Below are 19,276 nucleotides of genomic sequence, written 5' to 3'. Positions count from 1 at the left end.
CTCGGCTTACCCTCGTACGCATGACCAGCGACGACATCGCACGGCCCGGTGGGGGCCGCTCCATCGAGACCTATTCCGCGCTCTCCCCCGACCAGACCGAGGCGGTGCTCGCCCTGCTCGCCGAGGCCGCCGCCGTCGACGGCCAGCAGGCGGTGTCCGAGCAGGGGCGGCTGCAACTGCGCGGCGGTGAGCGCGAGGGCGTGCGGCATCTGCTGCTCACCGTCGACGACGAACTCGTCGGTTACGCCCAGTTGGAGGACACCGACCCGGTGGAGGCGCCGGCCGCCGAACTGGTCGTCCACCCCGCGCACCGCGGGCACGGCCATGGGCGGGCGCTCGGCTCGGCCCTGCTCGCCGCCTCCGGCAAGCGGCTGCGGGTGTGGGCGCACGGCGGGCACTCGGCGGCCCGGCATCTGGCGCAGGTCCTGGGGCTGACGCTGTTCCGGGAACTGCGGCAGATGCGGCGGCCGTTGGCCGGGCTCGATCTGTCCGAGCCGGGTCTGCCCGAGGATGTGACGGTACGTACCTTTGTGCCCGGCCAGGATGACGCGGCCTGGCTCGCCGTGAACGCCGCCGCCTTCGCGCACCACCCCGAGCAGGGCTCCCTCACCCAGCGCGACCTCGACGACCGGATGGCCGAGCCGTGGTTCGACCCGGCCGGGTTCTTCCTCGCGGAGCGGGCGGGCGAGCTGATCGGCTTCCACTGGACCAAGGTGCACGCCGAGGAGGGACTCGGTGAGGTGTATGTCCTCGGCGTGCGTCCCGGCGCGCAGGGCGGCGGCCTCGGCAAGGCGCTCACCGCGGTGGGCCTTCGGCATCTGGCGGAACAGGAGTTGCCGACGGCGATGCTGTATGTCGATGCCGACAACAAGGCGGCGGTGTCGGTGTATGAGCGGATGGGGTTCGAGACGTATGAGACGGATCTGATGTATCGGACGGAGACGTAGACGCTTGTCGGTCAGCCGCGGCGCCGTCGTGGCTGGTCGCGCCCGCGCGGCGGAGCCGCAAACCGATACGGCCCGCGCCCCTGGGGACGTGCTGGTTCCCTCGTCCACATCGCGCACCCCGCCAGGGCTGCCGTCAGCACCACGCCCCACTGCTGATGGGCGTCCGCCCACCGCGGGTCGTCCACCGTGACGAAGAGGTCCCAGGGCTGGAGCAGCATCGCCAGTACGGCCACCGTGAGCAGCCCCGCGGCGGCGCTCACCCCGGGTTCCGGCTCGTCGCTCCGGCGAATCGCGACCGCCGCTCCGGCCAGCGCCAGCGCGCACGCGGCGCCGGCCTCCAGGGTGACCGCACCCACCGGCGGCCGCAGCTCGGACGGCACCAGCAGCACCGCCGCCGTCCACCACAGCGCGGCGAACGGGGCGACCAGCGCCAGGCGCAGGGCCTGGCGGACGGGCCGTCGGGTGGGCACGGTGGCGGTGGTGTGGCGGGCCGGGTCGTCCAGGAGGAAGGCCAGGCCGAGGGCGAAGGAGAGGGCTGCGGCGCGCAGGGCGTTGAGGGCGAGCCAGGGGCTGAAGGCGTCTTCCAGCAGCCGCGAGGTCCCGGCGATCAGCAGTCCTACGGCGGCCCCCGCACCGAGCGCCCGCCGGGGCAGCGTCCGCCCGGCATACCGGATCACTCCTCGCACCCGTCCTTCTCCGTGATCCCCTTCACCCCGAGCAGTTCGGCGGCCCGCGCCGTCGTCACCCCGGGAGCCGTCAGCTCGGACCAGTGTTCCTTCACCCGCGCGCTGACCTCACCACGAGGGCGGGTCAGCAGCGTGCGGACGACATCGGTCTGCGCCGCCGACATCGACAGCGGTTCCGTCGGCTGCAGCACGATCGCCGAGCCGGAGACGCTGTCGTCGAGGCGGACCTTGCGCAGCTCGTCCACGGGTCGGTCCTGCCAGCCGAGGGCGAGCCACATCACGGTGACCATCCGCCCGTCGCACATCTCACTGCCCGCCTGTTCACTGCCCGCCACCAGAACGGCGGCGACGGCCGAGGAGAACTCCGGGACACGCGGGCCGCCCCACCGGGTGCCCACGGTGACCTCGTACGCGGCGCCGGAGGGCGGGAGCGCGCCGTCGCCGGAGAGTCCGTAGCGGGCCTCCACGCGCTGGCGGACGAGGAGCTTCTGGTCGGGGGCGGTGCCACCGGCGAGCCCCGATACCTCGTCCACCACCTGCGCCCAGGTCCCGACCCGGGGCTCCCACTCCGGATACGCGCAGTACGTCGACCGACCGCGCTGCACACACGTCTGCTCCGGATCGACCGTGGCCCTTTCGCGGGCCGCCGTCAGCGAGGCCGGTTCCCCGCCGGACTGGGCGACCGCGCCGACCAGCACCAGGGCCATCGCCCCGCCGAGGGCGGCGTACCCGGTCTTCAGGCGTCGGCCGCCACCGGCCAGCACCGCGAGCACTCCGGCCGTGAGGCCGAGGCCCAGCAGGTACAGGGCGTGCCAGGCGGCCGGGCGGCCCAGCAGGTCGGAGGGGAGCGTCTCGGAGCTGCTCTCGCCGACGACAGGGGTCAGCCAGCGCGTGGCGGACTCGTCGCCGCCCGGGGCCACCCCGAGCACAAGGAAGAACAGAAAGAACACGACCAGCAGCGGGCCCACGAACGCCGACTTCAGCACCCGGGCCAGCAGCACCCCGACCGTCCCGAACAGCAGCACGGTGAGCGGTCCGACGAGCAGCTCGCCGGGCGAACCGTGCCCGACGGCGCCCGGCTTGAGCGCCTCCCAGCCGAACTGCACGCCCACACAGACCGCGGTCAGCAGCGCCGCCGGTACGACGGAGAGCACATGGGCGACCGTACGGCGCCAGGCCGGGACGACCAGCACGTCGAAGTGGCGGTCGGTGTCCCGGCGCCGGGAGCGCAGTACGGCCAGGTTCACGGCCAGCATGACCGCGAGCCCGACCAGCAGGGGCGAGCCCTGGGTGTCGCGGTCGGCGTCCTGGAGTGCGGGGAAACCGTCGTAGGAGTCGAGGGTCTGCCACACGATCCAGGCGAGGTACACCGCGAAGGCGACCAGGACCGGGAGCGACAGCAGGAGTTTGCGCGCCTCGAAGCGGGCGAGCGCGAAGACGGCCGCCCAGGAGTCGCGGGGTTCGGTGCGCACGGCGAGGGGCGCCGGTTCGACGAGCGTGCTCATGCGGTCACCGCCAGGCCCTGGCCGTCGAGGGTGAGCAGATAGCCGTCCTCCAGGGTGGGTTCGAGGAGGTCGGCGCCGGGCGGGGGATCGCCCACGTTGCGGAAGGTGCCGGCGCCGGTGCGCCAGCCCGCCTTCGCGTCCGGGGCCCGTTCGGCGCTGCTCCACACCCGCCCTGCCGCCCGCGCGGTCAGCTCGGCGGGGGTGCCGTCGAAGTGGATCCGGCCGCCGGCCATCACCAGCACCCGGTGGCAGAGCATCGCCACGTCCTCGGTCTGGTGGGTGGACAGCAGCACGGTCCGGCCCTCGCCCGCGTGGGCGATCAACTCCCGGAACCGCATGCGCTGTTCGGGGTCGAGACCGACCGTGGGCTCGTCCAGGACCAGGAACCCGGGGTCACCGACGAGGGCGGCGGCGAGCGCGACGCGCTGCCGCATACCGCCGGACAGCTTCTTGATCCGCTTGCCGCGTACGTCGCCGAGGTCGACCTCGTCCAGCACGCGGCGCACCTCGCGGTGGCGGGCGGCGCGGTTGTTGGTCTCCTTGAGGATCGCCACGTAGTCGACGAACTCGAAGGCGGTGAAGTCCGGGTGGAAGCCGGGCGTCTGCGGCAGATAGCCGAGCCGCCGCCGGACCTCCTGCCGGCCGCGCGGGGAGCCTGGGTCGTGCCCGAGCACCGTGAAGTCCCCGCGCTGGGCGGGCACGGCGGTGGCGAGCACCCGCAACAGGGTGGTCTTTCCGGCGCCGTTGGGCCCGAGCAGCCCGGTCACACCCGGGGTCAGCCGCAGCGACACCTCGTCGAGGGCGCGGGTTCCGCCGTAATGGAGGCTGAGCCCGGAGGCGGAGACGGTGGAGGTCATACGGCGCTCCCGTGGAACACGTCGAATCGGTCACGTACGAGGTAGAGAAGGCCGACCGCGAGGGCGGCGACCGCTGCGGCGGCGCCCTGTCCGGCGGCGGTGAAGGGGATGAGCGGTCCGTCGCCGCTCGCGTCGGCCGCGGCGATCAGCGCCACCCACGCCCCGCCGACCAGGGACGGCGCGAGGACCGGCCCGAGGCGGGGGGTCAGCGCGAGTGCGGTGGCGGTGAGGGCGAGCGCGGGCAGCAGCCAGGCCAGGGCGCGCAGGCCGTAGTCGGGAAGGGCGAGGGTCGCCAGGCCGTTGAGGCCGAGTCCGGCGGCGAGCACGGCGAGGGTCCGGATCATCAGCAGCTTGAAGCCGTGCACGGGGGCGACGACCGCCATCTCGTACGTCGGGTCCAGCGCCGGGCCGTACGACAGCGCGACCCCCGCGAGCGGCAGCAGTGGTGCCAGGGCGAGGAACAGCGTCGGCGAGCCGGCCGAGTGCACCACCCCGACCGTCGTCAGCAGCAGGAACACCACCGCCGCCAGCCAGGAGCGGCGCAGCACGGGCGTCGCCGCGAGCAGGCGCGCGGTGTGGTCGGCGACGCCGAGCCGCACCAGCAGCCCCTCGAACAGGCCGGGGCGGGGCGCGTCGAGCTCGGCGTCGAGCCGCTCCCAGCCGGCGTCGACCGGACCGCTGACCTCGGCCAGCACGGAACGGCACCGCGCGCAGGCGGCCAGGTGGGTGTCGGCGGACCAGAGCAGGGGCGCCGCCAACTCGGCGCGCGCATAGGCCCGCAGGTCCTCTTCGGATACATGCCAGGTCATGCCAGCGCCTCCCGCAGTTGCTTACGGGCCCGCATCGCCCGCGTCTTGACGGTCCCCGGCGGAATCCCCAGCAGTACGGCCGCCTCGCGGGTGGTCAGCCCGTCGACGACCGTGGCCTGGAGGACCGCCCGCAGCTCCGGTGACAGCCGCACCAGGGCGCCCGCCAGATCCCCGTGCTCAACCCCCGCGAGCACGCGGTCCTCGGCGGACACCTCCTCCCGGTGCCGCAGCCGCGCCAGTGCCTGCCGCAGCCGGCCCCGCGCCCCGTCGCCGCGCAGCGCGTCGATCAGCCGCCGCGACCCGATCCGCCACAGCCACCCGGCGACGTCCCCGTCCTCCCGGTACTTGGCGGTCCCCCGCCACACCGCGAGAAACGTCTCCTGTACGACGTCGTCGACGATCCCGGGGTCGGCGCACCGGCCCCGCAGGCGTGCGGTCAGCCAGGGCGCGAACCGCCGGTACAGCTCCTCGAAGGCGCGCCGGTCCCCGTCCGCCGCGACAGCGCGCAGCAGGTCCCCGTCGCTTCTCGTTTCGCTCACGTCCCCTCATCGGACGAGCCCGGCTGTTCGGTTCACGACATCACGGCTTGACTTTCGGACTCCACTTCCACCCCCCTTTCACTACTCAATTAGTGAAAGGGCGGTGGAGCGAAGTGGTCGAGTACCGCGTCGACCGGCGCAGCGGCGTCGCCACCTACCTGCAGATCGTCCAGCAGACCCAACAGGCCCTGCGCCTGGGCCTGCTGACACCGGGCGACAAGCTCCCCACCGCGCGGGAGGTCGTGGAGGCGACGGCCATCAACCCGAACACCGTTCTGAAGGCCTACCGCGAGCTGGAACGCGAGGGCCTGGTCGAGGCCCGCCGGGGGCTCGGCACGTTCGTGAAGAAGTCGCTGGGCCCGGCGCCCGCCGACTCCCCGCTGCACACGGAACTCACGGACTGGGCGGTACGGGCCCGCGCGGCGGGCCTGGAGCACGACGACGTGGCGGCGCTCTTCACCGCCGTACTGGAAGAACACTTCAAGGGGGACGAGGCGTGACGGATATCGCCATTGAGGCGGCGGGGCTGAGCAAGAGATTCGGCGCCTGGAAGCGCCCCCCAGGGGCGCGGCCGAGCCGACCCTGGAAAAGCTCGTCCTCGCCCACCTGCGCTCCCCCGAGGCCCCGGCCCTCACCCTGGACGACGCCCAGGAGGCGGCCGTATGACCGCCGTGACCGTGCGGACGACCGCCGCCGCACCGCGCTCCCGCGGTCCGCGCGGGCTGGTCTGGATGATGCTCCGGGTGCATCAGTCGGCGCTGCTGTTCTGGCTGATGCTGGTGGCCGTGGTGGTGGGCGGGCTGCTGTGGGCCCACGGTCCGGGCGCGGACGCCGCCTGGGAGGAGTACCGGGACATGGGCTGCGGCTCCGGGGAGCCGGGCCTCGGCTGCGACCTCACGGGCCCCGCCTTCGGCCGGTACGACGACATCGTCAGCGTCAGCGGCTCGCTGATTGCTGTTCGGGCGGGCGCCGGCGGCCGGCGTCGCCCTCGTGGCCTCGCTGGTCCTCTTCAACCTGCTGGAGAGGCACCGCGGGAGCCTGTGGCCGACGATCACCCGCGACAGAGCGGACTGGGAGGTGCCCCGCTCGGTCTTCCAGGTGACCGCCTCCCAGACCCCGGCTGGACTTCCACCCCGGTCCCACTTCTGGCCACTCCAGTACGTGGAGAGCGGCATCCTCCTCGCCGTCGCGGCCGTCGCCGTGCTGACCGCCTTCTCGCTGCTGCGCCGCCGCACCGCCTGAACTCCGGAGCCGCACGTCCCTCCTACGGGTGGAGGGACGTGCGGCCCCGGCATGTAGACGTCCGGGAGCCGCCGCCCGGTGTCCCACACGCCATGTCTCCGTAACCATTGGTTCAGACGGACTTGCGACGCTCGGCGAATGAAGCCCGCCGTGCCAGAGCCTTCGCCGCCTCCCGAGGGGACCGCGGGGAACGGGGATGCCCGACGTCTCGCCCTCACGCTCCCGCCTGCGTCTTCCGACGCGCCCGTATCCCTGGATGCGCGGAAGAATGGGTCCATGAGTCAGCAGAACGCCCAGGCACAGGTTCAGCACCCGCAGCCGTCCGTCGGTTCCATCGCCGCCCACCGGTCGCGCACCGTGGCCGGTTCGATGTCCGACCTCGAACCCGACATCGACGCCGACCTCGACGCCTACGAGGAGGCGCCGACCGACGGCGCACCCCTGCCCCAGGGCCGCTTCCTCGACCGGGAGCGCAGCTGGCTGGCGTTCAACGAGCGGGTTCTCGAACTCGCCGAGGACCCGAACACTCCGCTGCTGGAGCGGGCGAACTTCCTGGCGATCTTCGCCAGCAACCTGGACGAGTTCTTCATGGTCCGGGTGGCCGGTCTGAAGCGCCGTATCGCCACCGGCGTCGCCACCCGGTCCGCCTCCGGGCTGCAGCCGACCCAGGTGCTGGAGATGATCTGGGCCCGCTCGCGCGAGCTGATGGCCCGGCACGCCGCCTGCTTCCACGAGGACGTCGCCCCCGCGCTCGCGGAGGAGGGCATCCACCTGGTCCGCTGGAGCGAGCTGACGGAGAAGGAGCAGGCCCGCCTGTTCACCCTCTTCCGGCACCAGATCTTCCCCGTGCTGACCCCGCTGGCGGTCGACCCGGCGCACCCCTTCCCCTATATCTCCGGCCTGTCGCTGAACCTGGCCGTCGTGGTGCGCAACCCGGTCAGCGGGCACCGCCACTTCGCCCGCGTCAAGGTGCCGCCGCTGCTGTCCCGCTTCCTGGAGAGCTCCCCCGGCCGGTACGTCCCCATCGAGGACGTCATCGCCGCGCATCTGGAGGAGCTGTTCCCGGGCATGGAGGTGCTGGAGCACCACGCCTTCCGCATCACGCGCAACGAAGACCTTGAGGTCGAGGAGGACGACGCCGAGAACCTTCTGCAGGCCCTGGAGAAGGAGCTCATGCGGCGCCGCTTCGGGCCGCCGGTGCGCCTGGAGGTCGAGGAGTCCATCGACCGCGAGGTCCTGGACCTGCTGGTGCGCGAGCTGAAGATCACCGAGGCCGAGGTGTACCCGCTGCCCGGCCCGCTGGACCTCACCGGCCTGTTCCGGATCGCGTCCCTGGACCAGCCCGAGCTGAAGTACCCGAAGTTCGTCGCAGGCACCCACCGCGATCTCGCCGAGGTCGAGTCGGCGTCCGCGCCCGACATCTTCGCGGCGCTGCGCAGCCGGGACGTCCTGCTGCACCACCCGTACGACTCCTTCTCCACCTCCGTGCAGGCGTTCCTGGAGCAGGCGGCCGAGGACCCGGACGTCCTCGCCATCAAGCAGACCCTGTACCGGACCTCGGGTGACTCCCCCATAGTCAACGCGCTCATCGACGCGGCCGAGGCCGGCAAGCAGGTGCTTGTCCTGGTCGAGATCAAGGCCCGCTTCGACGAGCACGCCAACATCAAGTGGGCCAAACGCCTTGAGGAGGCGGGCTGCCATGTGGTCTACGGCCTCGTCGGCCTGAAGACCCACTGCAAGCTGTCCCTGGTGGTCCGCCAGGAAGGCGACACGCTACGGCGCTACAGCCATGTCGGCACCGGCAACTACCACCCGAAGACGGCACGCCTGTACGAGGACCTCGGTCTGCTCACCGCGGACGCTCAGGTAGGCGCGGACCTCTCGGACCTGTTCAACCGGCTGTCGGGCTACTCCCGCCGGGAGACGTACCGCCGGCTCCTCGTCGCCCCCAAGTCCCTGCGCGACGGCCTGATCTCGCGGATCAGCAAGGAGGTCCAGCACCACCGTGCGGGGCGTCCGGCGTTCATCCGGATCAAGGTCAACTCGATGGTCGACGAGGCCGTCATCGACGCTCTGTACCGCGCGTCCCAGGCGGGCGTGCCGGTCGACATCTGGGTGCGCGGCATCTGCGCGGTGCGCCCGGGTGTGGCGGGCCTTTCGGAGAACATCCGGGTCCGCTCGATCCTCGGCCGCTTCCTCGAACACTCCCGGGTCTTCGCCTTCGGCAACGGCGGCGAGCCCGAGGTGTGGATAGGCAGCGCCGACATGATGCACCGCAACCTCGACCGCCGCATCGAGGCTCTGGTCAGGGTCACCGACCCGGCCCACCGGGCGGCCCTCAACCGGTTGCTGGAGACCGGCATGTCCGGCACCACCGCCTCCTGGCATCTCGGCCCGGACGGCGAGTGGACCCGGCACGCGACCGACGCGGAAGGCCAGCCCCTGCGGAACGTCCAGGAGATGCTCATAGACGCCCGGAGGCGCCGGCGTGGCACAGCAACACCTTGACCCGACGAACCCCACGGCCGTGCCGGTGACCGGGGAGGCCCTTGAGACCTACCTGCGCACCCAGGCCATGGAGTTCCTCCGCGCACTGCGGCTGCACCGGGAGACCGGCGGCGGCGACGGAGGATCTCCTGGGCGGGCTAAGTCACGGGCCGGGGAGAACGGTTCGCAGGAGGGGGTCGACGCGGCCCGGGCCCTGCGCCGCTCGGCCCGCCGCATCAGCGGCAGCCTCCACACCTTCCGCCCCTTCCTCGACCCCGACTGGTCGGAACGCATCCGCCCGGAACTGGCCTGGCTCTCAGGCACCCTGGCCATGGAACACGCGTACGCGGCCCGCCTGGAACGCCTCCTGCTGGCACTGCACCGCCTGTCGGGAGCAACGGTGTTCCCGACCCAGCCGGGGGCACCGCGGGACACGGGGGCGACGGCGAGCGCAACGCCCGGCCGTGGCAGCAGCACGGCCGACGCATCGGCGGCGGGCCGCGGCGCCGGTACGGCCGAGGCAGCGCCGGGCGGCCGCGCGAGCGCGGCTGACGGGGCCGCGAGTCGCGGTGGCGCAGCCTCAGGCGGTGGCGCCGGGACGACAGACGCCGCTGCGGGCAGTCGTGCCGCTGGGGCGGCGCCCGTCCCACTGAAAGCGGCACCTGGCAACGCCGGCCACCCCTCCCACCCCACGGCCACGACGGAACGCGGCAAGCTCACAGCCGACGCACCCAGCACCACCGGCCCCGCACCCCACCCGCCCGCCCCCACAGAGCGCGGCAACCTCACAGTCGGCGCCGCCAAAGCCGGCGCCCTCCTGGAGCGCCAGCTCACCCTCGCCCGGACGCGAGCCCACAGCAGCGCCCTCCAGGCCCTCGGCTCCTCCCGCTTCCACGCGGTCGCCGACAACATCGCCGTACTGGCGAGCGAGGTCCCCCTCACCCCGACCGCCTCCACCGCCGACCTCCGCCCCCTCGCCGCGGCCGCCGAGGAACGCCTCACGGACGCGGTGAGCGCCCTCCCCCTGGTCACCGCGGGCCACCCGTACAACGCCGAGGCCCTCATCCACGGCCTCTCCCCCGACCCGGCCCCGCACCCCCAGGACGCCCCCTGGCACCAGGTCCGTCTCCTGCTCCGCCTGCACCGCTACGCCCGGGAGGCCCTCCTCGGCGAGGACGCCCCCCTGGACGTACGCCTGCTCACCGCGGGCCAGGCCCTGGACCGCCACCGTGACGCCTCCGAGGCCGCGGCGGCAGCGGCGGCAGCGGCCCGCACCCCCCGTATCGCCCCGGCCACGGCATACGCCCTCGGCGTGCTCCACGCCGACCAGCGGCACGAGGTCGAGGCGGCCCGCTTCGCCTTCCAGCAGTCCTGGCAGACCTGGCAGAAGCAGAGGATCAGCACGCCCTGAAGGCAATGAAGGAGGCCGGCGCCCCGGTGACCGCATCGAACGACTCCACCGTCCAGGCGGCCGGCTGCGTCCTGTGGCGGCGCTCCCCGGTCGACGGCGGGCTGGAGGTCTGCCTGGTCCACCGGCCGAAGTACGACGACTGGTCCCACCCCAAGGGCAAGCTGAAGCGCGGCGAGGAACCGCTCGCCGCGGCCCTGCGCGAGGTCGGTGAGGAGACCGGTTACCGGGCCGTCGCCGGCGCCGGGCTCTCCACGCTGACCTACATGGCCGGCGGCCGCCCCAAGCAGGTCCGCTACTGGGCGGCCGAGGCCGGCCCCGGCACCTTCGTGCCGACCACCGAGGTGGACCGCATCCTGTGGCTCTCCCTCACCGATGCCCGGCGGCGCCTCACCCAGGCCCGTGACCAGGCCCTGCTCGACGAGCTCGTTCGATCATTCGAACACACATAGCAAAACGCTCCGTCCGCAACGAGAACGCCTGCAAGGACAAGACCTCGCTGGGCCGATCGGGGGGCCGCCGTCACACTCCGTACCGCCCGGGATGAGGGAAGCGGCTCGACTGCCTAGAGTTGTCAGCCGCGGGCCTCCAGGACGGGACCGACCCGTGTCCCCAACGTAAGCGTTCCGTGACCTCACCGCACCGTCCCCAGGGGTTCACCCCTCGTTCATTTACGGCCATCGGCGCCTTCACCTGTTCTGCCTAATTTCGGCCTTACGCGGTGTGGCGCGCAGTTCGACAGACACGCAACCGCATCACCAAGACTTCGCACGCCGCCGGATTCAGGACGGCGGCTCCTGGAAGGAACTCCCTCAAGTGAAGCTTCAGCGCATGAACCGGCGGGCCCTCGCTCTCGGTGCTCTTGCCGTCTCCGGCGCCCTGGCCCTCACGGCGTGCGGCTCCGACGACACGGGCACCGGCAACGGCGGCGACGCGACCTCCAGCGCGCAGGCCGGCAACATCAAGTGCGACAACGCCAAGGGCCAGCTGCTCGCCGACGGCTCGTCCGCGCAGAAGAACGCGATGGACGCGTGGGTGAAGCAGTTCACCGCCGCCTGCCAGGGCGTCCAGATCAACTACAAGGGCGGCGGCTCCGGCGCCGGTGTCACCGCGTTCACGCAGGGCACGGTCGCCTTCGCCGGCTCCGACTCGGCGCTGAAGCCCGAAGAGGTCACCGCCTCCAAGAAGGTCTGCGGGGGTGGCCAGGGCATCGACCTGCCGATGGTCGGCGGCCCGATCGCCGTCGCCTACAACGTCGAGGGCGTCGACAACCTCGTCCTGGACGCGCCGACCCTGGCGAAGATCTTCAGCGACAAGATCAAGAACTGGAACGACCCGGCGATCGCGAAGCTGAACCCCGAGGCGAAGCTTCCCGACCTGAAGATCCAGGCGTTCCACCGCTCGGACGAGTCCGGCACCACGGACAACTTCACCAAGTACCTGATCGCCACCACCCCGGACAACTGGAAGTACGAGGGCGGCAAGGCCTGGACCGCCCCCGGCGGCCAGTCCGCGTCCGGCTCCTCCGGTGTCGCCCAGCAGGTCAAGCAGACCGCCGGCGCGATCAGCTACATGGAGCTCTCCTACGCCAAGGACGCCTCCGTCGTCGCCATCGACACGGGCGCCAGTGAGCCGGTCCAGGCCTCCGTCGAGACCGCCACGACCGCCATCGCGGACGCCAAGGTCGTCGGCACCGGCAAGGACCTGTCCCTGGAGCTCAACTACGGCACCAAGGCCGACGGCGCCTACCCGATCACCCTGGTGACGTACGAGATCGTCTGCGACAAGGGCAACAAGGCGGAGACCCTGCCGACCGTCAAGGCGTTCCTCGGCTACATGGCCAGCGAGGACGGCCAGAAGATCCTCGCCGAGAACGACTACGCCCCCATGCCCGACGACATCATCACCAAGGTCCGCGAGACCGTCGCGGGCCTGAGCTGACCTGAGTGTGCGGTCCGGTCCCCCGCGGGACCGGACCGCACCGTCCGGTGCACCGCCGCCAGGAGCCCTCCACCAGACAGGGCGCCGCAGACCGGAGAACCCGATGGACATAACCACGAAGAGCACTCAAGCCCCCCCTCCCCCACCGCAGCCAACCGTGGCCGAGCGCAAGCGCAACGCCCGCGGCGCCACCCGACCCGGAGACCGTGTCTTCCTCGGTCTCGCCCGTGGCTCGGGCATCTTCCTGCTGGTGATCATGGCCGCCATCGCGGTCTTCCTCACCTGGCGGGCCGCCGTGGCCATCAGCAAGGACGAGGGCAACTTCCTCACGACCTTCGAGTGGAACACCGCCGGCACCGAGCCGGTGTTCGGCATCGCGGTCCTGGCCTACGGCACGGTCGTCTCCTCGATCATCGCCATGGTCATCGCGGTCCCGATCGCCGTCGCCATCGCGCTGTTCCTCACCCACTACGCACCGCGCAGGCTGAGCGGTCCGATCGCCTACGTGATCGACCTGCTCGCCGCCGTGCCGTCCATCGTGTACGGCCTGTGGGGCGCCCTGATCCTCGTACCGCAAATGGACGGCCTGTTCGGCTGGCTGAACGACTACTTCCGCTGGACCGGCATCTTCTCGTGGGAGGAAGGCCCGGCCCGCTCGATGCTCACCGTCGGCATCCTGCTCGCGATCATGATCCTGCCGATCATCACCAACGTGAGCCGCGAGGTCTTCAACCAGGTCCCGCAGATGCACGAAGAGGCCGCCCTGGCTCTCGGCGCCACGCGCTGGGAGGTCATCCGCATGGCGGTGCTGCCCTTCGGCCGCTCCGGCGTGATCTCCGCCTCGATGCTCGGCCTCGGCCGCGCGCTCGGCGAGACGATGGCCGTCGCCACCGTGCTCTCCCCGGACTTCCTGATCCACGGCAGCCTGCTCAACCCGGGCGGCGGCACCTTCGCCCAGAACATCGCCAGCAAGTTCGGTGAGGCGGACAACTTCGGCCGTGACGCGCTGATCGCCTCCGGTCTCGTCCTGTTCGTCATCACCCTGCTGGTCAACGGCGCGGCCCGATGGATCATCGCCCGCCGCAAGGAGTACTCGGGGGCCAACGCATGAGCACCACGACAGTTCAGCACCCGAGCTCGCTCCAGGGCGCGCGTCTGCCGAAGTGGTTCGCCTGGGCACTCGCCGCCGGCTCCGTCGCCGTCTCCGTCGGCCTCTGCGTGGCCACCGGTGTCGAGAGCAAGATCCAGTGGGGCCTGATCGCCGCGATCCTCTTCCTGCTCGGCATGTATGTCATCGCCGGCAGCGTCGAAGGCCGCCGCCAGGCCCGGGACCGCATCGCGACCTCGCTGGTCTGGGTCGCCTTCCTGATCGCCGTCGTACCGCTCGCCTCGCTGGTCTGGGAGACCGTCAAGCGCGGTACGAAGGTCCTCGACATGTACTTCCTGAGCCACTCGATGGGCGTCGTCGCCGACACCGAGCCGGGTGGCGGTATCTACGCCGCCATCATCGGCACCCTCGAGCAGGTCGGCATCGCCACGGTGATCGCCGTGCCGATCGGTGTGCTCACCGCGATCTACCTGGTCGAGTACGGCCGCGGCCACCTGGCCCGCGCCGTCACCTTCTTCGTCGACGTGATGACCGGTATCCCGTCGATCGTCGCCGGTCTGTTCATCCTCAGCCTTCTGCTGATCTTCGACATGAGCTTCTCCGGCTTCGCGGGCGCCCTCGCCCTCGCGATCCTGATGATGCCGGTCGTGGTCCGCTCCACGGAGGAGATGCTCAAGCTCGTCCCGAACGAGCTGCGTGAGGCATCCTTGGCCCTGGGCGTGCCCAAGTGGCGCACCATCCTGAAGGTGGTCCTGCCGACCGCGATCGGCGGCATCACCACCGGTGTGATGCTGGCGGTCGCCCGTATCGCCGGTGAGACCGCGCCCGTCCTGCTGCTGGTGTTCGGCAACCCGTTCATCAACAACAACCCCTTCGAAGGGGCGCAGGCGTCGCTGCCGCTGTACATCTACCAGCAGTACGCGAACAGCGCGGGCTCGGAGGCGGCGTACGACCGCGCCTGGGCCGCGGCTCTCACCCTGATCGCCTTCGTGATGATCCTGAACCTGGCGGCCCGCGGTATCGCCCGCTGGAAGTCCCCGAAGACCGGTCGCTGACCGCGGCCATACAGCGACCGATCGCAAGACTTTCCCGAAAGAAGCAGTGATACCCATGGCCAAGCGAATCGACGTAAGCGGCCTCACCGCCTACTACGGCGCCTTCCGCGCCATCGAAGACATCTCGATGACCGTCGAGCCCCGCTCCGTGACCGCCTTCATCGGCCCCTCCGGCTGCGGCAAGTCCACCTTCCTGCGCACCCTCAACCGCATGCACGAGGTCACCCCCGGCGGCCGGGTCGAGGGCAAGGTCATGCTCGACGACGAGAACCTGTACGGCGCCGGGGTCGACCCGGTCTCCGTGCGGCGCGAGGTCGGCATGGTCTTCCAGCGCCCGAACCCGTTCCCGACGATGTCGGTGTACGACAACGTCGCGGCCGGCCTGAAGCTGAACGGTTCGTACAAGAAGTCCCAGCTCGACGACATCGTCGAGAAGTCCCTCAAGGGCGCCAACCTCTGGAACGAGGTCAAGGACCGCCTGAACAAGCCCGGCTCGGGCCTGTCCGGTGGTCAGCAGCAGCGTCTGTGCATCGCCCGCGCCATCGCGGTCGAGCCGAAGGTCCTGCTGATGGACGAGCCCTGCTCCGCCCTCGACCCGATCTCCACCCTCGCCATCGAGGACCTGATCGGCGAGCTCAAGGAGCGCTTCACGATCGTCATCGTGACGCACAACATGCAGCAGGCGGCCCGTGTTTCCGACCGCACCGCCTTCTTCAACCTGGCGGCCGTCGGCCAGCCCGGCAAGCTGATCGAGATCGACGACACGGAGCGCATCTTCTCCAACCCGTCGGTCCAGGCCACCGAGGACTACATCTCGGGCCGCTTCGGCTGACAGACCCCTCGCGGTGCTGCATGGCGGTGCCACCGCGAGGCAGATAAGGGCCCGCCCCCCGGCTTCCGGGGGGCGGGCCCGTGTCGTTTCTCCAGCAGCTCTGCCGTGACGTTTCTGCAGTGCGCCTGCTCGTCGGTACGTCCGTTCCGCTACAGGAAGGCGAGGTGCACGACCCCGAACGCGGCCGCGGCCACGAGCGCGGCGGCCGGCATGGTGATGAACCACCCGAGGACGATGTTCTTCGCGACCCCCCACCGCACGGCGTTCAGTCGCTTGGTCGCGCCGACGCCCATGATGGCGGAGGTGATGACGTGGGTGGTCGAGATCGGCGCCTTGAACAGGAACGCCGTGGTGAACATGATCGACGCACCGGTGGTCTCGGCCGCGAAGCCCTGCGGCGGGTCCAGCTCGATGATCTTCCGTCCCAGCGTCCGCATGATCCGCCAGCCACCGGCGTAGGTGCCCAGCGACAGCATCACGGCGCAGACGATCTTCACCCAGACCGGGATGGGATCGCCGTAGTCCTCGACATCGGCGATGACCAGCGCCATCACCACGATGCCCATGGTCTTCTGCGCGTCCTGCAGACCGTGTCCGAGCGCCATACCGGCCGCGGACACCGTCTGCGCTATACGGAAGCCGCGCTTGGCCTTGTGCGGGTTGGACCGCCGGAAGATCCACATGATGGCGGTCATGACGAGATAGCCGACCCCGAGCCCCACCAGCGGCGAGATGAACATCGGGATGACCACCTTCTCCAGCACACCGCTCCAGTACACGGTGGTCCCGCCCGCGAGCGCGGCCCCCACCATGCCGCCGAACAGCGCATGCGAGGACGACGACGGCAGCCCGAAGTACCAGGTGATGAGGTTCCAGGTGATGGCACCGACGAGTGCCGCGAAGAGGATCCCCATCCCCTTCGAGCCCTCGGGCGTCTGGATCAGACCCTCACTGACGGTCTTGGCGACACCGGACCCCAGAAAGGCGCCGCCGAGATTCATCACCGCGGCCATGAGCAGCGCGGCCCGAGGAGTGAGCGCCCGGGTGGAGACGGACGTGGCGATGGCGTTCGCCGAGTCGTGGAAGCCGTTGGTGTACGTGAAGAAGAGCGCGACCGCGATGGTCACGACCAGAGCGAAGGTCTCCATGGAGGCGCCTCAGGACTCCTTCACGGCGATGGTCTCCACCGTGTTCGCCACGTGCTCGAAAGCGTCGGCCGCTTCTTCCAGGACATCCACGATCTGCTTGAGCTTGAGGACCTCGATGGCGTCGTACTTGCCGTTGAAGAGATGCGCGAGCAGCTTGCGGTGGATCTGGTCGGCCTGGTTCTCCAGCCGGTTGACCTCGATCCAGTACTCGGTGAGGTTGTCCATGGTCCGCAGGTTGGGCATGGCCTCGGCGGTCAGCTCCGCGGCTCGGGCGAGCACCTCGATCTGCTGCTCGACGCCCTTGGGCAGTTCCTCGACGTTATAGAGGACGACCAGGTCGACGGCCTCCTCCATGAAGTCCATGATGTCGTCGAGGGAGGACGCGAGTTTGTAGATGTCCTCACGGTCGAACGGTGTGATGAACGAGGAGTTCAGCTGGTGGAAGATCGCGTGCGTGGCATCGTCACCTGCGTGTTCCGCGGCCCGCATACGCTCTGCGATCTCGGCCCGGCCGGCGGTGTCCGCCCCGAGCAGTTCCATGAGGAGTTTCGAGCCCGTGACGATGTTGTCCGCGGACGCGGCGAACATGTCGTAGAAGCTCGTCTCCCTTGGGGTCAGACGAAAGCGCACGTGGGGTCCTCAGGGTGCTTCGGTTTCGGTCAGGCTGATGCTAGGCGCATCATCCGGCCACGGCTAATGGGCCGTCCCCCAGTGTCGCCCATCAGGCACAGTGATCAGCACGGGGGCGTACCAAGGGCCCTATACCCAGCAAAGTTCGGTACGATATACCCAGTAGGGGTATATGTCTGGAGGACGCGATGACGACGACCGAGGCCGGCGCCACGGCGCCCTCCGAGCACGCCGCACACGGCGAGCACGCCACGCACGGCTACCACAAGCAGAAGGACGAGCACCTCAAGCGGCTGCGCCGGATCGAGGGCCAGATCCGGGGCCTGCAGCGGATGGTCGACGAGGACGTCTACTGCATCGACATACTCACGCAGGTATCGGCATCGACGAAGGCCCTGCAGTCCTTCGCCCTCCAGCTCCTGGAGGAGCACCTGCGCCACTGCGTCGCGGACGCTTCCGTCAAGGGCGGCGACGAGATCGACTCGAAGGTGGAAGAGGCGACGAAGGCGATCGGCCGCCTGCTGCGGACGTAAGGCCGAAAATCATCGGGAGCAGGAGCCGGCGTCGTCGCGCTCCTCCCCCACCCTCAGCACCTGATCAATGCTCTCCATACTGAGCCGGTCCTCGGCGGCCGAGGCCGCGATGATGAGCTCACCGCACAACTCGATCTCGGCGAGGGCCACGTGGTCCTGCACTGCCGTACCGCCGACCGGAGCCACGCGCATCACCTCTTCTCTGCCGTTACCGACTTCCTAGAGTAGGGAGCGGTCTACACACCGCGCATGGCACGGACGGGCTAGTCCTTGACGACCGTCGAGGATCCTCACTCCTCGGCGATGCGTCCGGCGTAGATGTCGTCGCGGTCGGGCAGGCGTACGTCGACCGGGATGCCGAAGTCGAAGAGCAGGGTGGTGGAGGCGACGTCAACAGCGTCCTTCTGCTGCCCATTGACGAAGCTGAACCGATGCCGGACCTTGCGGATCCGTCCCTCCTCGTCGAGATACACGTCAAAGGGGACCCGCGAGGTGGCGAACCCTTTCGCCGCGGCGGCGAGGGCGTCCCGGGACCCGTCGGAGGCGAGTTCGGCGGCGCGCCGCAGATCGGCGGTACCGCGATAGTGCGTCACGTCGGCCCCGCCCACCTGCTCGTCCCCCACATAGCTGACCGACTGCGCGCCGAGGAGGAGTTCAGCGGCGGCGAAGGGATCGGTGGCCCCGCCGGTGACGAGATTCCCGTCCGACATGGAAGCGGTCTCCACCCGCACCCACTTGTCGGCGGGGACGCCGGCGCCGCGGTTCTTCATGAAGAGAGCGCCAGGGGCGAGGAGTTCGGTGATGGGCCGAGGGGAGGTGTCTCCCGCGGGACCCTGCGGCAGCAGCACCTTGAGCCGCCCGACGTGCCGGCGGAAGTCGTAGACGCCCTCGCCCCGGATGGTGACACGGGTCCCGCCGGTGGCCATCTCCATGGAGGTGCGGGCCTTGGAACTCCGCGCATCGATCAGCACGGAGGCGGCCCGCCGCACAACATCGGCAGGCTCCCCGCCCCGCCCGTCATCAAGAGGGGCCCCACATCCACTGACGGCCACGACCCCCGCCGCGACAACCGCCCCCCGCCGCCTGAACCGCCGCTCCGCCATCGCCTGCCTACCCCCCAGCCGGTACGTTCGTCACGGGCCCCCCGTCGTCCCGCCTAACGACGACAACGAGCCCCCCGTCACGCAGCGACCTCCCATAGAAGCCCATGACCAACCGTCGGTACGGTTGACCCCGTGGCCCACGACCAAGCCCCACCTCCACCCCCCACCCACCGCACAGCCACCATCGAACAGGGCCCGTTCTGCGCGGCCCAGTGCACCTGCGGCTGGAAAGGCCCAGCAAGAAGGGCAAGAAGCCGGGCCAGGAGGGATGCGGAGGCGCATACGGCGGGTTGAACAACTTCGAGCTGAATCGGCACCTGGTGCCGCGGCAGGCAACGTCTGCCCGTCAAGGAGCGGCGTCCGGTGCGATGCTCTCGGCGTGCCGGCCGGAAGCCCTCGTACTGGATGTACCTGGGCTTTCGGCCGGTGCGGCGAGAGTGCGTGCC

Annotated in this window: 21 protein-coding genes; 11 read left to right on the top strand and 10 right to left on the bottom strand. The window is 70.5% G+C overall.

The window, feature by feature from the left end; all coding sequences use genetic code 11:
- The first annotated feature begins 20 nt into the window (after positions 1-20).
- The gene (mshD, locus tag RMT89_RS23145; protein ID WP_315885685.1) at positions 21-947 is read left to right on the top strand and encodes a mycothiol synthase; all 927 of its coding nucleotides are present in this window, start codon (positions 21-23) and stop codon (positions 945-947) included.
- An 11-nt stretch (positions 948-958) separates the two neighbouring features.
- On the opposite strand, the gene RMT89_RS23140 is transcribed toward mshD, so the two are convergent.
- Genes RMT89_RS23140 through RMT89_RS23120 form a run of 5 tightly spaced genes read right to left on the bottom strand, consistent with a single transcriptional unit; the run spans position 959 to position 5,343 of the window.
- Positions 959-1,633 carry an ABC transporter gene (locus RMT89_RS23140; protein WP_315885684.1) on the bottom strand — a complete coding sequence of 225 codons (675 nt, stop codon included), beginning with the start codon at positions 1,631-1,633 and terminating at the stop codon, positions 959-961.
- Positions 1,621-3,138, bottom strand: coding sequence for an ABC transporter permease (locus tag RMT89_RS23135; RefSeq protein ID WP_315885683.1), 1,518 nt, complete (start codon positions 3,136-3,138; stop codon positions 1,621-1,623). Before RMT89_RS23135 ends, RMT89_RS23140 begins: the two co-directional genes overlap by 13 nt.
- Positions 3,135-3,995, bottom strand: a complete 861-nt coding sequence (locus RMT89_RS23130; protein ID WP_315885682.1) for an ABC transporter ATP-binding protein — start codon at positions 3,993-3,995, stop codon at positions 3,135-3,137. Before RMT89_RS23130 ends, RMT89_RS23135 begins: the two co-directional genes overlap by 4 nt.
- Complete coding sequence (locus RMT89_RS23125) at positions 3,992-4,804, bottom strand: zf-HC2 domain-containing protein (RefSeq protein ID WP_315885681.1); 813 nt, start codon at positions 4,802-4,804, stop codon at positions 3,992-3,994. The genes RMT89_RS23130 and RMT89_RS23125 overlap by 4 nt, the downstream gene beginning before the upstream one ends.
- Positions 4,801-5,343, bottom strand: a complete 543-nt coding sequence (locus RMT89_RS23120) for an RNA polymerase sigma factor (protein WP_315885680.1) — start codon at positions 5,341-5,343, stop codon at positions 4,801-4,803. The genes RMT89_RS23125 and RMT89_RS23120 overlap by 4 nt, the downstream gene beginning before the upstream one ends.
- A 113-nt stretch (positions 5,344-5,456) precedes the next feature.
- Here RMT89_RS23120 and RMT89_RS23115 point away from each other — a divergent pair, with 113 nt between their 5' ends.
- Positions 5,457-5,843 (top strand): GntR family transcriptional regulator, encoded by a 387-nt coding sequence (locus RMT89_RS23115; protein ID WP_315885679.1) that lies wholly within the window; start codon positions 5,457-5,459, stop codon positions 5,841-5,843.
- A 248-nt stretch (positions 5,844-6,091) separates the two neighbouring features.
- Here RMT89_RS23115 and RMT89_RS23110 read toward each other — a convergent pair whose 3' ends face one another.
- Positions 6,092-6,241, bottom strand: a complete 150-nt coding sequence (locus RMT89_RS23110) for a hypothetical protein (RefSeq protein WP_315885678.1) — start codon at positions 6,239-6,241, stop codon at positions 6,092-6,094.
- A gap of 53 nt (positions 6,242-6,294) precedes the next feature.
- On the opposite strand from RMT89_RS23110, the gene RMT89_RS23105 reads away from it, so the two are divergent.
- The 8 genes from RMT89_RS23105 (at position 6,295) to pstB (ending at position 15,416) form a co-directional block, all read left to right on the top strand.
- Positions 6,295-6,585 (top strand): hypothetical protein, encoded by a 291-nt coding sequence (locus RMT89_RS23105; protein ID WP_315885677.1) that lies wholly within the window; start codon positions 6,295-6,297, stop codon positions 6,583-6,585.
- A 276-nt stretch (positions 6,586-6,861) separates the two neighbouring features.
- On the top strand, positions 6,862-9,093 hold the full coding sequence (locus RMT89_RS23100; protein WP_315885676.1) for an RNA degradosome polyphosphate kinase: 2,232 nt from the start codon (positions 6,862-6,864) through the stop codon (positions 9,091-9,093).
- A complete protein-coding gene (locus tag RMT89_RS23095) occupies positions 9,074-10,483 on the top strand; it encodes a CHAD domain-containing protein (protein ID WP_315885675.1) in 1,410 nt (469 codons plus the stop codon). The genes RMT89_RS23100 and RMT89_RS23095 overlap by 20 nt, the downstream gene beginning before the upstream one ends.
- A gap of 5 nt (positions 10,484-10,488) precedes the next feature.
- A complete protein-coding gene (locus RMT89_RS23090; RefSeq protein ID WP_399498469.1) occupies positions 10,489-10,932 on the top strand; it encodes an NUDIX hydrolase in 444 nt (147 codons plus the stop codon).
- 364 nt (positions 10,933-11,296) lie between these two features.
- Positions 11,297-12,421, top strand: coding sequence for a phosphate ABC transporter substrate-binding protein PstS (pstS, locus tag RMT89_RS23085; RefSeq protein ID WP_315885673.1), 1,125 nt, complete (start codon positions 11,297-11,299; stop codon positions 12,419-12,421).
- Between the two features lie 103 nt (positions 12,422-12,524).
- Complete coding sequence (gene pstC / locus RMT89_RS23080) at positions 12,525-13,532, top strand: phosphate ABC transporter permease subunit PstC (RefSeq protein WP_315885672.1); 1,008 nt, start codon at positions 12,525-12,527, stop codon at positions 13,530-13,532.
- The gene (gene pstA, locus RMT89_RS23075) at positions 13,529-14,584 is read left to right on the top strand and encodes a phosphate ABC transporter permease PstA (RefSeq protein WP_315885671.1); all 1,056 of its coding nucleotides are present in this window, start codon (positions 13,529-13,531) and stop codon (positions 14,582-14,584) included. The genes pstC and pstA overlap by 4 nt, the downstream gene beginning before the upstream one ends.
- A gap of 55 nt (positions 14,585-14,639) precedes the next feature.
- A complete protein-coding gene (pstB, locus tag RMT89_RS23070) occupies positions 14,640-15,416 on the top strand; it encodes a phosphate ABC transporter ATP-binding protein PstB (RefSeq protein ID WP_315885670.1) in 777 nt (258 codons plus the stop codon).
- 149 nt (positions 15,417-15,565) lie between these two features.
- On the opposite strand, the gene RMT89_RS23065 is transcribed toward pstB, so the two are convergent.
- Positions 15,566-16,564 (bottom strand): anion permease, encoded by a 999-nt coding sequence (locus RMT89_RS23065; RefSeq protein WP_315885669.1) that lies wholly within the window; start codon positions 16,562-16,564, stop codon positions 15,566-15,568.
- 9 nt (positions 16,565-16,573) lie between these two features.
- Complete coding sequence (locus tag RMT89_RS23060; protein ID WP_315885668.1) at positions 16,574-17,194, bottom strand: DUF47 family protein; 621 nt, start codon at positions 17,192-17,194, stop codon at positions 16,574-16,576.
- A 188-nt stretch (positions 17,195-17,382) separates the two neighbouring features.
- On the opposite strand from RMT89_RS23060, the gene RMT89_RS23055 reads away from it, so the two are divergent.
- Positions 17,383-17,727, top strand: a complete 345-nt coding sequence (locus RMT89_RS23055; RefSeq protein WP_315885667.1) for a metal-sensitive transcriptional regulator — start codon at positions 17,383-17,385, stop codon at positions 17,725-17,727.
- Between the two features lie 9 nt (positions 17,728-17,736).
- On the opposite strand, the gene RMT89_RS23050 is transcribed toward RMT89_RS23055, so the two are convergent.
- Together RMT89_RS23050 and RMT89_RS23045 are read right to left on the bottom strand one after the other, a co-directional pair.
- Positions 17,737-17,919, bottom strand: a complete 183-nt coding sequence (locus RMT89_RS23050) for a hypothetical protein (protein ID WP_315885666.1) — start codon at positions 17,917-17,919, stop codon at positions 17,737-17,739.
- 98 nt (positions 17,920-18,017) lie between these two features.
- Positions 18,018-18,830, bottom strand: coding sequence for a hypothetical protein (locus tag RMT89_RS23045; RefSeq protein ID WP_315885665.1), 813 nt, complete (start codon positions 18,828-18,830; stop codon positions 18,018-18,020).
- Positions 18,831-19,276: the final 446 nt, after the last annotated feature.

This window comes from Streptomyces sp. P17 (assembly GCF_032436805.1).
Classification (GTDB): Bacteria; Actinomycetota; Actinomycetes; order Streptomycetales; family Streptomycetaceae; genus Streptomyces.
This window is presented reverse-complemented; position numbering and strand designations above follow the sequence as displayed.